This is a genomic window from Prevotella sp. CAG:592 (assembly GCF_000436015.1).
In the GTDB taxonomy this organism is placed as follows: domain Bacteria; phylum Bacteroidota; class Bacteroidia; order Bacteroidales; family Bacteroidaceae; genus Prevotella; species Prevotella pectinovora.
Genome location: NZ_FR892594.1, coordinates 1 through 18,556, shown reverse-complemented (window position 1 = coordinate 18,556; position 18,556 = coordinate 1). Strand labels below are relative to the sequence as shown.

11 protein-coding genes are annotated in these 18,556 nt (G+C 47.4%); 7 read left to right on the top strand and 4 right to left on the bottom strand.

What is annotated here, in order from left to right; genetic code table 11:
* Positions 1 to 16: 16 nt before the first annotated feature.
* From secA to feoB, 3 genes are all read left to right on the top strand, one after another.
* Entirely contained in the window at positions 17 to 3,328 is a 3,312-nt protein-coding gene (gene secA, locus QVO99_RS07315; protein ID WP_022316958.1) for a preprotein translocase subunit SecA, read from the top strand.
* Positions 3,329 to 3,447: 119 nt separating this feature from the next.
* A complete protein-coding gene (locus tag QVO99_RS07310) occupies positions 3,448 to 4,179 on the top strand; it encodes an ABC transporter ATP-binding protein (RefSeq protein WP_022316957.1) in 732 nt (243 codons plus the stop codon).
* A 157-nt stretch (positions 4,180 to 4,336) separates the two neighbouring features.
* On the top strand, positions 4,337 to 6,751 hold the full coding sequence (gene feoB / locus QVO99_RS07305) for a ferrous iron transport protein B (RefSeq protein ID WP_022316956.1): 2,415 nt from the start codon (positions 4,337 to 4,339) through the stop codon (positions 6,749 to 6,751).
* A gap of 356 nt (positions 6,752 to 7,107) precedes the next feature.
* On the opposite strand, the gene QVO99_RS07300 is transcribed toward feoB, so the two are convergent.
* Both QVO99_RS07300 and QVO99_RS07295 read right to left on the bottom strand, forming a co-directional pair.
* Positions 7,108 to 8,169 carry a mannose-1-phosphate guanylyltransferase gene (locus QVO99_RS07300; protein ID WP_042517493.1) on the bottom strand — a complete coding sequence of 354 codons (1,062 nt, stop codon included), beginning with the start codon at positions 8,167 to 8,169 and terminating at the stop codon, positions 7,108 to 7,110.
* A 165-nt stretch (positions 8,170 to 8,334) separates the two neighbouring features.
* Positions 8,335 to 9,045, bottom strand: a complete 711-nt coding sequence (locus tag QVO99_RS07295; RefSeq protein ID WP_042517494.1) for a tRNA1(Val) (adenine(37)-N6)-methyltransferase — start codon at positions 9,043 to 9,045, stop codon at positions 8,335 to 8,337.
* Between the two features lie 243 nt (positions 9,046 to 9,288).
* Between QVO99_RS07295 and lon the strand changes: the two genes are divergently transcribed.
* From lon to QVO99_RS07275, 4 genes are all read left to right on the top strand, one after another.
* Entirely contained in the window at positions 9,289 to 11,754 is a 2,466-nt protein-coding gene (gene lon / locus QVO99_RS07290; RefSeq protein ID WP_022316953.1) for an endopeptidase La, read from the top strand.
* A 74-nt stretch (positions 11,755 to 11,828) separates the two neighbouring features.
* Positions 11,829 to 12,956 (top strand): tRNA guanosine(34) transglycosylase Tgt, encoded by a 1,128-nt coding sequence (gene tgt / locus QVO99_RS07285; protein ID WP_022316952.1) that lies wholly within the window; start codon positions 11,829 to 11,831, stop codon positions 12,954 to 12,956.
* A 166-nt stretch (positions 12,957 to 13,122) separates the two neighbouring features.
* Positions 13,123 to 14,244 (top strand): LptF/LptG family permease, encoded by a 1,122-nt coding sequence (locus tag QVO99_RS07280; protein WP_231560812.1) that lies wholly within the window; start codon positions 13,123 to 13,125, stop codon positions 14,242 to 14,244.
* Positions 14,245 to 14,367: 123 nt separating this feature from the next.
* A complete protein-coding gene (locus QVO99_RS07275; protein ID WP_022316950.1) occupies positions 14,368 to 15,822 on the top strand; it encodes a DEAD/DEAH box helicase in 1,455 nt (484 codons plus the stop codon).
* Between the two features lie 100 nt (positions 15,823 to 15,922).
* Here the strand turns inward: QVO99_RS07275 and rprY are convergent, their stop codons facing one another.
* Complete coding sequence (rprY, locus tag QVO99_RS07270; RefSeq protein ID WP_288177043.1) at positions 15,923 to 16,621, bottom strand: response regulator transcription factor RprY; 699 nt, start codon at positions 16,619 to 16,621, stop codon at positions 15,923 to 15,925.
* Positions 16,622 to 16,756: 135 nt separating this feature from the next.
* Positions 16,757 to 18,340, bottom strand: coding sequence for a sensor histidine kinase (locus QVO99_RS07265; RefSeq protein ID WP_044064946.1), 1,584 nt, complete (start codon positions 18,338 to 18,340; stop codon positions 16,757 to 16,759).
* Positions 18,341 to 18,556: the final 216 nt, after the last annotated feature.

Here is an 18,556-nt window from a genome sequence, read left to right as displayed (position 1 = left end):
AAAAGCATAATATATAATGGGATTCAACAATTTACTGAAATCGCTTTTTGGCGACAAGTCAACACGCGATATGAAGCAGATTCAGCCTATCGTAGAGAAGGTAAAAGCTGCTTACCCCGAAATCAAAGCTCTCACAAACGACCAGCTGAGAGAACGCACAAAAGAACTGCAGAAACAATTGCAGGACGCAGTAGCCAATGAAAAGGAACAGATCAAGGGTCTGAAGTCTAAAATCGAAGACACGCCTATCGATGAGAGAGAGGAAATCTTCAATCAGATAGACAAGTTGGAAAAGGAAGTCCTGGACAAATATGAAGTAGTGCTCAACGAGATACTGCCTGTTGCCTTCAGCATCATGAAGGATACAGCCAGAAGATTTGCCGAGAACGACGAAGTGGTTGTTACTGCAAATGATTTCGACCGTGAACTTGCAGCTACAAAGGATTTCGTCAGAATCGAAGACGACAAGGCTATCTACAGCAACCACTGGATGGCGGGTGGAAACGACCTCAAATGGGACATGGTGCACTATGACGTACAGCTCTTCGGAGGTATCGTACTGCATCAGGGAAAGATTGCGGAGATGGCTACCGGTGAAGGAAAGACCCTCGTGGCAACACTCCCTGTATTCCTTAATGCCCTGACAGGAAACGGTGTGCATGTCGTAACAGTGAACGACTATCTGGCAAAGCGTGACTCGGAGTGGATGGGTCCATTGTACGAGTTCAACGGTCTTTCAGTAGACTGCATCGACAAGCATCGTCCGAACTCACAGGAAAGAAGGAATGCATATCAGGCAGACATCACTTTCGGTACGAACAACGAATTCGGTTTTGACTATCTTCGCGACAACATGGCGTTATCTCCAGCCGACCTCGTTCAGAGAAAGCACAACTACGCCATCGTCGATGAGGTTGACTCCGTATTGATTGACGACGCACGTACACCACTTATCATTTCCGGTCCGGTGCCGAACGGAGACGACCAGATGTTTGAGGAATACCAGCCGTTGGTAGAGAAACTGGTTGAAGTGCAAAGGAAACTTGCAACAAAGTATCTTTCAGAGGCAAAGCAGCTCATCGCTGAAGGTCAGAAGAACAATGACCAGAAAAAGATGGACGAAGGTTTCCTGAGTCTCTACCGTTCACATAAGGCCCTTCCAAAGAACAAGCCACTCATCAAATATCTCTCTGAAGACGGCATCAAGTCAGGAATGCTGAAGACTGAAGAGATATACATGGAGAACAACAACCGCCGCATGCCGGAAGCTGTTGAACCATTGTATTTTGTCGTTGACGAGAAGCTGAATTCCGTTGACCTTACAGACAAGGGAACGGAATGGCTGGCAAAGGAAGTGAACGACAAGGAGTTGTTCGTGTTGCCAGACATCACGACCCAGCTCTCTAATCTGGAGAACGAGAACCTCTCTGAGCAGGACAGACTTGACAAGAAAGACGAACTTCTCAACCACTACTCAGTACAGAGCGAACGAGTACACACCTTGCAGCAGCTGCTCAAGGCATACACTATGTTCAACAAAGACGACGAATATGTCGTTATGGACGGAGAAGTTAAGATTGTGGACGAGCAGACAGGCCGTATCATGGAGGGTCGCCAGTGGAGCGACGGACTCCATCAGGCTGTTGAGGCAAAAGAGCACGTCAAAGTGAAAGAGGCCACACAGACATTCGCTACAATCACCCTTCAGAACTATTTCCGTATGTATCACAAGCTTTCGGGAATGACCGGTACTGCAAGCACGGAAGCAGGTGAGTTCTGGGATATCTACAAACTGGATGTGGTTGAAATTCCTACCAACCGCCCGGTACTGAGAAAGGACCTCGACGACAGACTCTACAAGACAGCAAGAGAGAAATATAATGCCGTGATTGAGGAGATACAGGAAATGATCAACCAAGGCCGTCCGGTACTTGTAGGTACGACCTCAGTTGAAATTTCGGAGCTGCTTTCAAAGATGCTCACGATGAGACATATTCCTCACAATGTACTCAACGCAAAACTTCATCAGCACGAGGCCGACATCGTGGCCAAGGCTGGTCTCAGCAAGACTGTCACCATCGCTACCAACATGGCTGGCCGTGGTACCGACATCAAGCTTTCTAAGGAAGTGAAAGACGCTGGAGGATTGGCAATCATCGGTACGGAGAGACACGAGAGCCGCCGCGTAGACCGTCAGCTCAGAGGACGTGCCGGCCGTCAGGGCGACCCTGGAAGTTCCGTATTCTACGTCAGCCTTGAAGACAAGCTGATGCGTCTTTTTGCAAGTGAGCGCATCGCTCGCGTCATGGACCGCATGGGTATAAAAGAAGGCGAGAGAATTGAGAGCTCACTCATGTCGAAGAGTATCGAAAGGGCACAGAAGAAAGTTGAGGAAAACAACTTCGGTATCCGTAAGCGCCTCCTGGAATATGACGACGTGATGAACAAGCAGCGTACTGTGGTGTATGACAAGCGCCGCCACGCCCTTATGGGTGAACGCATTGGCATGGACATAACCAACATAATCTGGGATAGAGTCGTGAACATAATCGAAAACCATGATTATGAGGGATGCAAAGAGCAGTTCCTGAAACTTCTCGCTATGGAATGTCCTTTCACCGAAGCTGAATACCTGAACGAGAACCACAACAATCTCGCTGAGAAAGCCTTCCAGATGGCTATAGCAGACTTCAAGCGCAAGACAGACCGCATACAGGCTGTCGGATTCCCGGTAATAAAGCAGGTGTATGAAGAGCAGGGTGCTATCTATGAGCGCATTATGGTGCCTATAGCCGACGGCAAGAGGGTTTACAACATACCTTGTAACCTGAAGGAGGCATACGAGACTGAAGGCAAGAGCGTGGTGAAGGAGTTTGAAAAGACCATCATGCTCCATATCATCGACGAATGCTGGAAAGAGAACCTCCGTGCGCTCGACGAGCTGAAACACAGCGTTCAGAATGCTTCTTACGAGCAGAAAGACCCGCTCGTGATCTTCAAGCTGGAAAGCGTAAAGCTCTTCGACGATATGGTAGACCAGATGAACAACAAGATTGTCAGCATATTGATGAGAGCCCAGATTCCGGTAATGGAACAGCAGGAAGTGCAGGAAGCGGCTCCTGACAAGCCAAGCCAGCGCTACACAGAAGAGAAAGTCGACCTGAACGACTCTGCACAGCAGGCTGCCGCCCAACATGACACAAGGGAAACGGCTGCCCAACAGCATCACGAACCGATAGTAAAAGACAAGCTTCCCGGTCGCAATGACCCATGTCCTTGTGGCAGCGGAAAGAAGTTCAAGAACTGTCATGGCAAAGGACTCGTTTAAGACGATATAAAAGATGAGACAATTAAGGTGTATCTATGCGTATTTATATACCATGATACACCTTAATGCTTTTTTCACAAAACTCAATTGCGCAATTCTAAAACCATAAATGACTGATTATGGAAATCCAGATTCATAAACTGAAAAAATCATTTTCAACCAAAGTTGCAGTAGACATAGACTCATTGGAAATCCCTGACAATACGTTATTAGGCGTTGTCGGCAACAACGGAGCAGGCAAGACCACCCTATTCCGCTTGATGCTCGATTTGCTGAAACCCGATGAAGGTGAAGTACACCTGACATTCAGGATGAAAGACGGATCGACATACGGCACCAATGTCAATGTGGATGAAGAATGGAAAAAATATACAGGAGCATTCATTGATGAAAGTTTCTTGATAGACTATCTTTCTCCTGAAGAATATTTTGAATTCATAGCAAAAATAAGCAATATAACAAAAGAAGAACTGTCGGAGCATCTGCAACGTTTCGACGCTTTCATGAATGGAGAAATCATAGGACAAAACAAATTGATAAGGAGCATGTCTGCCGGAAACAAACAGAAAATCGGAATAATATCATCACTCATACATTCTCCCCAGCTTGTAATTCTTGACGAACCGTTCAATTTCCTTGACCCTACGAGCCAGAACATCCTGAAGAAGCTGCTAGTTGACTATAACAAGGAAACCGGAGCATCAATATTAATAAGTAGTCACAATCTGATGCATACCGTAGACATATCAAACAAAATCGTATTGATGGAACACGGCAGAATCATACGCTACATAACTGAGAATGAGGAAAATACAAGGAATGAGCTTGAGCAATACTTCAACAAAGATTAACGCGCCTCAGAAATGTGAAGTCTTGTATGATATAGCTCAAGCAGTACCGATTATTAGGTATTTTAATCTATGCATATAAAACTTGTACCATTTTTTTTATACCTTTGCATTATTGAAATAATCCACCGAACAGGATTATCGTAACAGTAGCAGAATCATGAAATTATCAGAATTAAGCACCGGACAGAAAGGCGTCATTGTAAAGGTGTTGGGCCACGGAGGTTTTCGCAAGAGAATCGTTGAGATGGGTTTCATCAAAGGACAAGAAGTAGAGGTTCTTCTGAATGCCCCTCTTCACGACCCCGTTAAATACAAGATAATGGGATATGAGGTGTCTTTGCGCCATACCGAAGCCTCAATGATAGAAATCATCACAGAGAGCGAAGCGAGAAACAAAGACATCGCCAATCCTGACACCACAGAAGAAAACGGAATCTCCGTGGCTTCAAATAACGAACAAGACACGGAATTCAACAATCTACACGAAGAAGCGCTAAAGAAACGAAGAATCATCAATGTAGCTCTTGTGGGCAATCCGAATTGCGGCAAGACCTCATTCTTCAACTATGCTTCGGGAGCCCATGAAAGAGTGGGCAACTATTCAGGAGTTACCGTAGACGCCAAAGAAGGACGTGCTGAATACAAAGGCTATAACTTCAACCTCATCGACCTTCCCGGCACATACTCTCTCTCTGCATACAGCCCTGAAGAACTATACGTGAGGCGTGAGATAATCGACAAGACGCCTGACGTTATCATCAATGTAATCGACTCAAGCAATATTGAGAGAAACCTCTACCTGACAACGCAACTCGTGGACATGAACCAAAGGATTGTCTGCGCGCTCAACATGTTTGATGAATTTGAGGAAAGGGGCGACAAGCTCAACTATAAGGTTCTGGGCCATCTCCTGGGAGTACCTATGATTCCTACCGTGTTCAGAACAGGAAGGGGTATAGACGAATTGTTCCAGACCATAATAGATATGTATGAGGGGCAGGATTCCACCTTCAGACACATACACATAAATCATGGCAAAGACATAGAAGAGGGAATTGACCGTGTGAAGCAGCTCATACAGGAAGACGAGCAGATACGATACAAATACTCCACTCGTTATCTTTCCATCAAGTTGCTCGAAAACGACAGCCATGCTGAAGAGTTCATCAAGACACTGCCCAACGGCAATGAGATTCTGAAACTACGCGACAAAGAAGCGGTAAGGATAAAGGAAGAGTGCAAGGAGGACAGCGAAACAGCCATTATGAACGCGAAATACGGCTTCATACATGGTGCGCTCAAGGAGGCTGAATATCAGGAAGGAAACATCGAGGACACTTACCAGACCACGCATGCTCTGGATAAGCTCATAACAAACAAATATCTTGGTTTTCCATTGTTCTTCCTGCTTCTGTACATAATGTTCCAGGTGACATTCTCCTTAGGACAATATCCGATGGACTGGATAGACAGTATGATTGGCGCATTAGGAGGATGTATAAGCAACACGATGTCTGACGGCCCTCTGAAGGCAATGCTCGTAGACGGCATTATCGGAGGTGTAGGCTCGGTTATAGTATTCCTTCCACAGATACTCATCCTCTATGCCTTCATTTCATTCATGGAAGACAGCGGATATATGGCCAGGGCAGCCTTCATCATGGACAAGCTCATGCACAAGATGGGGCTTCATGGAAAATCATTCATTCCTCTGATAATGGGCTTCGGATGCAATGTGCCTGCCGTGATGGCTACGAGAACCATCGAAAGCCGCAGGAGCCGCCTCATCACGATGCTCATATTGCCGTTCATGAGCTGTTCTGCCAGATTGCCTATATACATCATGATAACGAGCACGTTCTTCGCACTGAAATACCGCAGCGCAATAATGATTTCTCTCTATGTGATAGGCATCGCCGTGGCTGTAATCATGAGCAAGGTGTTCAGTCGCTGGCTGGTGAAGAGCGAGGACGTTCCATTCGTGATGGAACTTCCGCCTTACCGTTTCCCTACTTCAAAGGCAATCTTGCGCCATACCTGGGAGAAAGGAAAACAATATCTGAAAAAGATGGGAGGCATCATCCTTGTTGCCAGTATAATAGTGTGGGCATTGGGTTATTTCCCGCATAATGACAAGCTGAACCAGCAGGAGCAGCTTGAGCAGAGCTATATCGGCAGTATAGGAAAAGTGGTAGAGCCCGTGTTCAAGCCTCAGGGATTTGACTGGAAACTGTCAATAGGACTCATTTCCGGTGTAGGAGCCAAGGAAATTGTGGCTTCCACGATGGGCGTACTCTACGCTGGCGATGAGACAGTAGCCGATGATGAAGCCCAGGACACGGCAAAATACAGCAATCTATACCGTAAGATGTCGGCAGACGGGGTGACTCCATTGATAGCATTCTGTTATCTGCTGTTTGTCCTGTTGTATTTCCCGTGCCTGGCTACGATAGTAGCGATAAAGAACGAGTCGGGAAAATGGAAATGGGCTATATTCACAGCCGTATATACCACGGCTACGGCATGGTGTATTTCTGCATTGGTCTACCAGACTGCAAGATTGTTTCTATAAGAAAATCGGTCATTAGGAGAAGCAAAAGACCGCACAAACAGTTATAAAAGACTACCATTTAACGGTCTAATGACCGTTTCGGGATTAAGAAACTAACGTAAAGACAACGGATTATAAATGAAATAGAAACAGGGTGTGTTGATTCATCAAGAATTACACACCCTGTTTTTATTCTGCATACAGTATAGAAATGGCATTAGGCAAGAGTAGTCCTGTTTTTACATCCCTACTCTCACACTCTCAACCCTTAGTCCATAAACTTGCCAGAACGGATACTGGTACAGATTATTACAAATCGGTCATTAGTGACAATCAAACGTTCTGATGACCGATTTGGGGATTATCATCACAACAGATCAGTTCTGTCCTGAGAATTGTTTTATCCTTTGCTCTTCAGAGAGTTTGCATATCAGCAATCTTCCATCCTTCTCCGCAACGATATAACCATCCAGACCTTGAACCACAACCTGCTTGTTCTCTGTGGTATGGATAATGCAATTACGAGTTTCAAAAGTGGAAATGCCATTGCCTATCAATGAGTTGCCCATCAGGTCATGCTTGGTCTGAGTCCAGAGAGAGCCCCATGTCCCCAGGTCGCTCCATCCGAAACTTGCAGGACATACGAAAATCTCTTCAGCCTTCTCCATTATAGCATAGTCAACAGAAATGTTTTCACACTCCGGGAATCTCTCGTCAATCACCTTCTGCTCATTTTCCGTTCCGTACACGTCTGCGATACTCTCAAATATATTTGCCAATGATGGCTGGTAAATCCTGAATGCGTTGACAACGGTCCTCACGCTCCAGATGAAGATACCTGCATTCCAGAAATATCTGCTCTCGGCAATATATTTCTGAGCTGTTTCCAAATTAGGCTTTTCCTTGAAAGAATCAACTCTGTAGATTTCCTTGTTGCGTGGCGAACAGCAGGTCAGATCAGCCTGAATATATCCGTAGCCAGTCTCCGGACGTGTCGCCTTCATTCCCAAAGTGACAATGGAATCCGTCTCGGCCGTGAATTTCAGGCAATTGCCCACAACTCTCTTGAATTCAGGAACATCCATCACCACATGGTCACTCGGAGTGACAACTACATTGGCATCAGGATTAGCTGATTTGATTCTCCAGCTTACGTATGCGATACATGGTGCCGTATTCCGGCGGCATGGTTCACACAAGATATTCTTTGCCGGTATTTCCGGCAATTGCTGTTTCACTATCTCTGCATAATTCTTGTTTGTCACCACCCAGACATTCTCTGGCGGACAAATTGTTTCGAAACGGTCGTATGTCAACTGCAACAAAGAACGTCCCACTCCGAGGACGTCGATGAACTGTTTAGGACATTCTGCTGTACTCATCGGCCAGAAGCGGCTGCCCACTCCACCGGCCATTATTACAAGATGGTTATTATTCATATATTTTCAATTTTAGATTTCTGTTGCTAACTTCAATTTCTTGTTCCTACGATATAATCTTGTGTCCGATATATAACTTTTGCAAACTTAATTATTTTTTCCAAAAAAACAAAACAAAACGAAGAAATCAGCATGATTGGAGGCATCTGAAATGTTGGAACAGTATCAACGCACATAGAATTCTGATGTAATATCAGAATACCATTCCGACCTTCTGCCGTCGTTATCCTGCAGGCAATGCTCCTCGTGCTGCATTTCTATCCCACCATGCAAGACATATTCCAGCAGCATCCTCTTGGGGGGCTTCCTTTCCACGGTCCTGATCCGGCACAAGCGAGAGCATCTGAATCCCGACATCCGGGCCTCAGCATCAAAAGAGGGATGGCTGTCGGTAGGGATTACCACAGACAAGCGTCCTTCATCTGAAAGCAGATTCTTCACCGACCTCAACAACACATCAAAAGGGAGCGATGATGAATGCCGGGCTATATGGCGCTTGTCGTCGGGACATCCCAATGAATTGACATAAAAGGGGGGATTGCATACTATCGAGTCGAATTTCTCATCCGCATACTCCGTGCTGAAATCCTGTATAGACTGGTTGAAGAGCTTTATCCTCCCGTTGAAAGGCGAGTTCTCCACGTTGTCCATTGCCTGAAGATGAGCGTCGCGGTCTATCTCCACTGCACACAGTTCAGCATCTTCAAACCGCTGCGCCATCATCAGCGCCACAAGCCCCGTGCCTGTACCGATATCCAGTATTTTCCTGCCGCCACGAGCCCATGAGCCCAGCAGCGTGCCGTCTGTGCCGACCTTCATGGCACATAAGTCCTGGCGGACGACAAACTTCTTGAACTGGAAATAATTATTTGACATCAGCAATATAAAAGACAGTTTTTTCTATTTCAATCCAATGCAAATTTAAGAAAAAAGATTAAAAACGACTTATAAAAGCATTAATATAATTTATGTTTTCAGCATTTATGGTTTTACACACAATATAAATGAAGAAAAATGACTACCTTTGCACCTCTTATTATATAAATAAAGAGACGGATTTCCAAAATTACAGATACAGATTTTCAAAATTATTTAAAATAGAGACCGACAATAACTTATATGAATGCAAAAATAGGAAATGGTATTTCAATGATAGCAGATTTCGATGGTGACATCAAAGAATTGTTCAAGGATCACCCCGAAGGAGAAATACCTATATTGGCAACACGCAACCTCATGATGTTTCCTGGTGTCGTTTCCCCCATACTGGTGGGCAGGGAAACGAGCAAGAAACTCATCAAAGCCGTAGGCAGCAAGAAGAAAGGCAATCAGATCTTCGCCGTTTTCTGCCAGAAAGACATGGAGCAGGAAAGTCCTACGGCAAACGATCTTTATGAATATGGAGTTTACGGCAAACTCATAAAGGTGCTTGAATTCCCTGGAGGTGGCGGCAACAGCACGGCAATCATACAGGGACTCGGCAGATGCCGTCTGGACGACATCACCAAGCGGCGCCCATATCTCAAAGGCCATGCCAGCCAAGCCTCTGAGACAATGGCCGACGAGGACGACAAGGAATACGCTACTGCGGTGGAAGACCTGCAGAAGAAGAGCATACAGTTCATCATGGGCAATGACGACATCCCGGATGAAGCATCCTTCGCCATGAAGAATATCTCTAACAGATATCTCCTCACAAACGTGATCTGCGCCACCCTGCCCTTCTCCATCGAGGAAAAGGCTGAGCTCATCTATATGGACTCAATCAAAGACAGGGTGTTCGCCATGCTCAAGATAATAAACCGTGAGCTTCAGCTCCTGGAGCTCAAGCAGAACATACGTTCGAAAACCCGGGAAGACCTCGACGAACAGCAACGCGAATATTTCCTCAAGCAGCAGATCAAGAACATTAAGGAAGAACTCGGAAACGAAGACGGGCAGCCAGAACGCAAGGAACTGCTCGACAAAGCCCAAAAGAAAGCATGGAACGACGACGTGGAGAAGGTCTTCAAGAAGGAACTCGACAAACTCGACCTGCTCAACCCGCAGAGTCCGGAATACAGCGTGCAGCTTACATATCTGCAGACTCTCGTCTCACTTCCCTGGAACGAATACACCATCGACGACCTTGACCTGAACAGGGCAAGGAAAGTTCTTGATACCGACCACTACGGGATGGAAAAAGTGAAGGAACGCATCCTGGAATACATCGCCGTATTGAGTCTGCGAGGAGATTTCAAGTCGCCAATCCTCTGCCTCTACGGTCCTCCAGGAGTGGGCAAGACAAGTCTTGGCAAGAGCATCGCCAAGGCAATGGGCAGAAAATACGTCAGGGTGTCGCTTGGAGGTCTTCACGACGAGTCGGAAATCCGCGGTCATCGTCGCACATACATTGGTGCGATGCCAGGAAGAATCATCAAGAACATCCAGAAGGCAGGAGCTTCCAACCCCGTTTTCATCCTCGACGAAATCGACAAGATAACGCAGAACACCGTGAACGGCGATCCCTCGTCGGCTCTTCTCGAAGTACTCGACCCAGAACAGAACAACGCTTTCCATGACAACTACCTCGATGTGGACTACGACCTGTCGAAAGTACTGTTCATCGCTACTGCAAACGACCTGAACACCATCCCGCGCCCTCTGCTCGACCGCATGGAGACAATCGAGGTAAGCGGCTATATCACAGAGGAAAAAGAAGAGATAGCCAAGCGCCACCTCATACCCAAAGAGAAAGACAACACCGGTCTTGGCGACCAGCGCCTCTCGTTCACCAAGCAGGCCACAGAAAAGATCATCGAACAGTATACGCGAGAGAGCGGAGTGCGCCAACTCGAAATCCAGATAAACAAGGCGCTTCGCAAACTCGCATTCATGAAAGCAAGCAAGGGAGAACTCCCGTTCTCGCGCATCACGCCGAAGGAGATAGAATCCCTGCTCGGCAAACCGCCTTTCTATCGCGACATATACCAAGGCAACGACTATGCGGGAGTGGTAACCGGACTGGCATGGACCAGCGTGGGAGGAGAAATCCTCTTCATCGAGACAAGCCTCAGCAAAGGCAACGGCAACAAGCTCACGCTAACCGGCAACCTTGGCGACGTGATGAAAGAGTCGGCTATGCTCGCACTTGAATACGTGAAGTCACACTCCGACGTGCTCGGAATAGACTACCGCATCTTCGACAACTGGAACATACACATCCACGTGCCGGAAGGAGCGACTCCAAAAGACGGTCCTTCTGCCGGCATAACGATAGCCACATCCATCGCCTCAGCCCTCACACAACGCAAGGTGAGAAAGAACACTGCCATGACAGGAGAAATAACGCTGCGCGGCAAGGTGCTTCCCGTTGGAGGAATAAAGGAGAAAATACTGGCAGCCAAAAGAGCAGGCATAACAGATATCGTGATGTGCAGGGAAAACAGGAAAGACATCGAAGAAATACCCGACATGTATCTGAAAGGACTTTCATTCCACTATGTGGAGAACGTGCTCGACGTGTGGGACTTCGCCCTGACAGACGAACTCGTGGACAACCCGACGAAATTCACGATAGAAGAAAAGGGAAAGACCGACAAATGAAACAAGCATCCACAACCGCCTTTCCCTAACATGAATAATACAACAACAGCAACAGAAAGAATATCAAAAAGAAAATGACATTCGAATTAGAACATACCGATCCAGCAAGCGACGCACGCACCGGTACGATAACTACCGCCCACGGCAAGATAAAGACACCCATCTTCATGCCTGTAGGTACATGCGGCAGCGTGAAAGGACTCCATTTCAGCGAACTCAGAGAGCAGGTAAAGGCACAGATAATACTCGGCAACACTTACCACCTCTATCTTCGACCAGGACTCGACACGCTGCAAAAGGCAGGCGGACTACACAAATTCAACACCTGGGACCGCCCCATACTTACAGACAGCGGAGGATTCCAGGTGTTCTCCCTCACGGGAATCAGAAAACTGAAAGAAGAAGGCTGCGAGTTCCGTTCACATATCGACGGATCGAAACATTTCTTCACCCCTGAAAACGTGATGGACACCGAAAGGATAATCGGAGCCGACATTATGATGGCATTCGACGAATGCCCTCCGGGCGAGAGCGACTACCAATATGCCAAGAAGAGTCTCGGACTGACCCAACGCTGGCTCGACAGATGCGTGAAACGCTTCAACGAGACCGAGCCTCTCTACGGCTACGAACAGTCTCTGTTCCCAATCGTGCAGGGCTGCACCTTCAAGGACCTGCGCCGCGAAGCAGCGAAGCATGTTGCCGACAAGGGAGCCGACGGCAATGCCATCGGCGGACTCGCCGTGGGAGAACCCACAGAAGTGATGTATGAGATGATAGAGACCGTGAACGAGATACTGCCGAAAGACAAGCCGAGATATCTCATGGGCGTGGGCACACCTCAGAACATCCTCGAGGCTATAGAAAGAGGTGTGGACATGTTCGACTGCGTGATGCCGACACGAAACGGCCGCAACGCCATGCTCTTCACCTACGACGGCACAATGAACATGCGCAACAAGAAATGGGAAAACGACTTCTCCCCCATCGACCCCGACGGCTGCGACATCGACAGACTTCACTCCAAAGCCTATCTGCACCACCTCTTCAAAGCCCAGGAGCTGCTGGCTATGCAAATCGCAAGCATACACAACCTGAGCTTCTATCTGCGCCTCGTTACCGATGCCAGACACCATATCGAGCAGGGCGACTTCGTGGCATGGAAGCGCTCAGTAATAGACAATCTGGGAAGACGCGTATAAAGGCGGTCTGGCAAGACGCACTTATAAACGACAAGGAAGACGCGTAAAAAAACAAATGTAAAAGAAAAAGCAAATGAGCATCAAATCTTTGGCTACCAGATTCAAGCAGCGCATGCAGGAAACGGACCATCCTCTCACCTCCCGTCTAAAGTGGCTGGGAGAGCACATGAGGTGGCTACGCTTCATCAACCCACGCCGCTACATCAAGATTCTCGACTGGTATATAATTAAGAAGTTCATAGGAACATACATTTATTCCATACTTCTCATCATATCCATCTCGATAGTCTTCGACATCAACGAGAATCTGGCAAAGTTCGCACAGTATCATGCACCCCTCAAGGCGATAGTCTTCGACTACTACATGAACTTCGTGCCATATTTCGCAAACCTCTTCAGTCCGCTATTCGTATTCATAGCCGTAATCTTCTTCACCTCCAAACTGGCAGGCAACTCGGAGATAATATCAATGCTGGCAGCAGGAGTAAGCTTCAAGCGACTGATGAGGCCATATATGATTTCGGCTTTGATAATCTCGGTCCTCACATTCTATCTCGGTTCCTACATCATCCCCAAAGGCACCATCGTGAGACAGAATTTCGAGACGATGTATAAGAACAAGAAGAAGAACACGTCGGCCGACAACGTGCAGCTGCAGGTGGGCAGAGGCGTCATAGCCTACATACAGCATTACGACAACGAACTGAAAAAGGGCTACGGATTCTGCCTCGACAAATTCGAGAACAAAAAGCTCGTGAGCCATCTCACAGCCAGCGAAATACAATACGACACAATCTCCGACAGCAAATACCATTGGAAACTCACCAACTGGCGGCTGCGCAAACTGCAGGGAATGCGCGAAAAGATAACCAACGGAATGCAGAGAGACTCCGTGATAATGATGGAGCCGACAGACCTCGTGTTCTCCAAAGGCCAGCAGGAAACATTCACCAGCCCTCAGCTGAAGGAATACATCAGCAAACAGATAGACAGAGGATCAAGCAACGTAGTGCAATACGAAGTGGAATACCACAAGCGCATAGCCACCTCCTTTGCCTCATTCATCCTCACCACCATCGGACTCTCGCTATCCTCACGCAAGAGAAAAGGCGGAATGGGAATGTATCTGGGAATCGGACTGGCTCTGAGCTTCGGCTACATCATGCTTCAGACAGTATCGGCAACATTCGCCATACAGGCAGACACACCGCCTATGCTCGCGGCATGGATACCGAACATCATATTCGCCGTGGTGGCATACTTCTGCTACCGCAAGGCACCTAACTGATAATCATAAAGTGCGAATGCACCTTACTTGATAAAAACAAAGTGCGAAAGCACCCAACTGATAACAAAAAGCGAAAGCATATAACTGATAACAATAAAGAAACGTTTTTAGAATAACAACGATATGGATTTCTACGATTTGGATTTGAGCGACAACACTCTTGACGCTCTCGACGATATGAACTTCACCACCTGCACACCCGTACAGGAACAATGTATCCCACCCATCCTCGACGGACACGACCTGCTGGGCGTGGCACAGACAGGCACGGGAAAGACGGCAGCCTACCTGCTCCCTATCCTCAGCATGCTCGACGACGGAGGGTTCCCCAAGGATGCCATAAACTGCGTCATCATGAGTCCTACGCGAGAGCTGGCACAACAGATAGACCAGGCTATGCAAGGCTTCTCGTATTATATGAGCGACGTGAACAGCGTTGCCGTATACGGAGGCAACGACGGCAACCGCTACTACCAGGAGGCTAAAGGAATGAAGCTCGGGGCCGACGTGATAATAGCAACTCCAGGACGACTCATAAGCCACATCACGATGGGAAACATAGACCTCAGCCGCTGCGCATTCTTCGTGCTCGACGAGGCTGACAGAATGCTCGACATGGGCTTCTCTGAAGACATCATGAACATCGCCAAGCTGCTGCCAGACGACTGCCAGACCATCATGTATTCAGCCACTATGCCGCCCAAGATAGAGCAGCTGGCGAAAACGCTCCTCAAGAACCCTACCGTGGTGAAGCTGGCGGTAAGCAAACCGGCAGAAAAGATTCATCAGGCAGCATACGTGTGTCATGAGAACCAGAAGATAAAGGTGCTGCAGGAGATATTCAAGAACGAAGAGCAGCAGAGGATAATCATCTTCTCAAGCAGCAAACTGAAGGTGAAGGAGATAAACCGCGAACTGCTTCGTCTGGGCATAAACAGCTGCGAGATGCATTCAGACCTCGAACAGGCGCAGCGTGACGAAGTGATGTACCGTTTCAAGAGCGGACAGACCGACGTGCTCGTGGCTACCGACATCGTGGCTCGAGGCATCGACATCGACGACATATCAATGGTCATAAATTTCGACGTGCCACGCGATGTGGAAGACTACGTACACCGAGTGGGACGCACGGCAAGGGCAAACCGCGACGGCAAGGCGATAACGCTCGTGCGCGGTCTTGAAGTGGGCGACTTCATGAGGATTGAAGAATTCCTCGGTCGCACGATAGAGAAACTCCCTCTGCCCGACTATATCGGCAAGGGACCGGAATACAAGAAGATGAACCGTCCGGCAAGAAACGGTCGAGGCAGCAAGACAAGAGGAAGAAATAATGGTCCAAGAGGAAGGAACAACGTCAAGCGTAATGATGCTCCCAAAGGCAAAGGCGGCGGAAGGAATTCAGACAAAAGGAAAAGCAACAGAACCAAGGAAACCATTGTGACCAATGCTCCTGAAAATTCTCAAATACTGGAAACAAACAAATCCAATGCACCGGTGACGAACAACAAGAAACCACATAAACGCAGGAGAAAGCCTTCTGCCAATAAAACTAACAAAGATTCCAAACAAGACAAATAGTCTTGCACAAATAAAAAAGACGGGTAGTCAAAGCATTCATGGCCGATAAGTCAGACAGAATACTTAGGCTACCCGTAATTATTTGCACCTACGAGAGAAATTACTCCTCTTCAGGAGTGATGAGCTTATAGCCCTTGCCGTGGATGTTTATGATTTCAATCTGGTCGTCATCCTTCAGATGCTTGCGCAGCTTTGTGATGTATACGTCCATCGAGCGGGCGTTGAAATAGTTGTCGTCAATCCAGATAGTCTTCAGGGCAAAGTCACGCTGCAGAATCTCGTTGGCATGACTGCAGAGCAGAGCGAGCAGCTCATTCTCTTTCGTGGTGAGCTTGGTCTGCTTCTCGCCGATGGTGAGCAGCTGCTTCTGAGTGTCGAAGGTGAATCTGCCTATATGATACAGCGTGTTCTCGTTGTTCTTCTTTCCGCGAACGCGTCTGAGTATCGCCTCAATACGGAACACCAGTTCCTCCATTGAGAAAGGCTTCGTGATATAGTCGTCGGCACCAATCTTGAAACCCTCCAGTATATCCTCCTTCAGCGTCTTTGCCGTAAGGAAAATGATAGGCATGTCCGGGCTGCCCTGTCTGATTTCCTGTGCCAGTGTGAATCCGTCTTTCTTTGGCATCATCACGTCGAGAACGCAGATGTCAAACTTTGTCTTCATGAAAGCCTTGTAGCCAGCCTCCCCGTCGGGGCAGAGTTCTGCTGCATAGCCTTTGGCCTGCAGATATTCACGAAGCAACATTCCGAGGTTCTCATCGTCCTCGCAAAGCAAAATCTTAAGCTTGTCGTCCATAATCATATATTTTTATATTAGTATTCTTTCTGTTGAATATTAGTGTTTCACCTGTTTCAGAATCCGTTTCCTTTTTCAGAATCCGTTTCTACATTGTCTGTCCGATGTTGCAGGGGTATACTGCAATAGTGTTGATCACTCGTCGGCTCCTGTCTGTTTTCCGCTTTTTATCTCGGGCAGCGAGATGATGAACGTGGTTCCTTTTCCCCTTTCGCTCTCCACGTGAATCTCTCCCTTGTGGAGTTCCACGATTTTCTTCACGTATGCAAGTCCGAGTCCGAAACCTTTCACGTCATGCACATTTCCCGTATGCACTCTGTAGAACTTCTCGAATATCTTCTTCAGGTTCTCCTTCTTGAGTCCTATGCCGTTGTCTTTCACGGAGAGATACAGCCTACCGCCCTCGTTCCATGATTTTATCATCAGCTCCACTGGTCGGTCCGGATGCTTGTATTTCACGGCGTTGTCGAGCAGATTGAATATCACGTTGGTGAAATGCATCTCGTCCACATATATCGTCGGCTCTTTTGCGTTGAGCTGTGTCTGTATGTGTCCGCCCGTATGCTCCACACGCAATGTGAACGTGTTTGCCACATTCTCTGCCAGGTCATTCAGATCGAGTTCTTTCTTCTTGAAAATCGCCTTCTTGCGGTCGAACATCGACATCTGCAGCACTTTCTCCACGAGGAATCTCAGTCTCTTCGACTCGTCGTTTATCACTCCTCCCAGATGTTTCATCATCACCGGGCTCTTCGTCACGGTATCGTCAGAGAGCATCTGTGCCGCGAGCGAAATGCTGCTGATAGGCGTTTTCAGCTCATGGGTCATGTTGTTTATGAAGTCGTTCTTTATCTCCGTATACCTCTTCTGTCTGAATATCACCACGATGGTGAATATGAATGTGATGAGAAGCACTATGGTGAATGCTATCGACGGTATCATGAACTTCACGCTGCTGAAGATGTAGTTGTCCATGTCGGGGAAATGTATCCTCACGATGCCCGACTTGTTGAGCGGGTCGTTTCTGAATAGTGTCTGAGAGTAGCTGTATTCCTCTCCCTCGTCGCTATAGTCGGGACATCTGTATTGCTCTCTTCCGTCCTGCGTTGAAACCGTGAAATGATACGGGATGCTCACTCCGTTGTTCATCAGCTCCGTCTTCAAGTCCTGGTCGAGCAGTTTGAAGTTAACCCTCTCTTTCAGAGGCTTGTCTGAAGCCGTGTATAAGATATTGTATACCACCTCGTCGAGCAAAGCCTTCTGATAGACATATCTGTTTTTTATTATCTCCCTCATGGATTTCGTGGCTTCCGAGATGGAGTTCTTGTCGCTTCTCAGTATCATCGCCTTCGGCATCGAGGCGGGTCTCATCGTTATGGTCTTGAGCTCGAACGATGAATACACGTTTCCGTTCTTGTCTGCCACGGCATATTGGTGGCTGTGCTGCACGGTACCGTCCGGATGTCCGGAGCGTGTCCCCACGGAGTCGCTCTTATATGCGCGCCTCTCCGTTTCGTTCACCTCCTTTTCCAGATACTTCAGGGTTTCGTTGAGTTCCAGATTCCGGGCTGCCTGATAGAGGGCTTTGTTCACCGACTCGTCGAGCTGCTCCTTCTTCATCTTTATCATGGCATCCATGTATGTGAGCTGAAGGAAGAGCAGAGCGAGGAATGAAAATCCCATCACGCCAGCAATCAACCATATCGTTTTTTTCTTCATGCCGCAAATATATCCTATATTTAGCATTTGGCAATGGATAAAAGTTAATTTTCTATTCCTTTTTCTATGTCGTTAACAAATATCGATGTTTATACTTGACAATTATCAACTTTCGCCAGACATTAAGTATTCAAAATCACGGCAAGCCCTAATAAATGACCGGCATAAAAATCCCAGACGAGGCCATATAAACCCAAAACGGTCATTAGGCCGTTA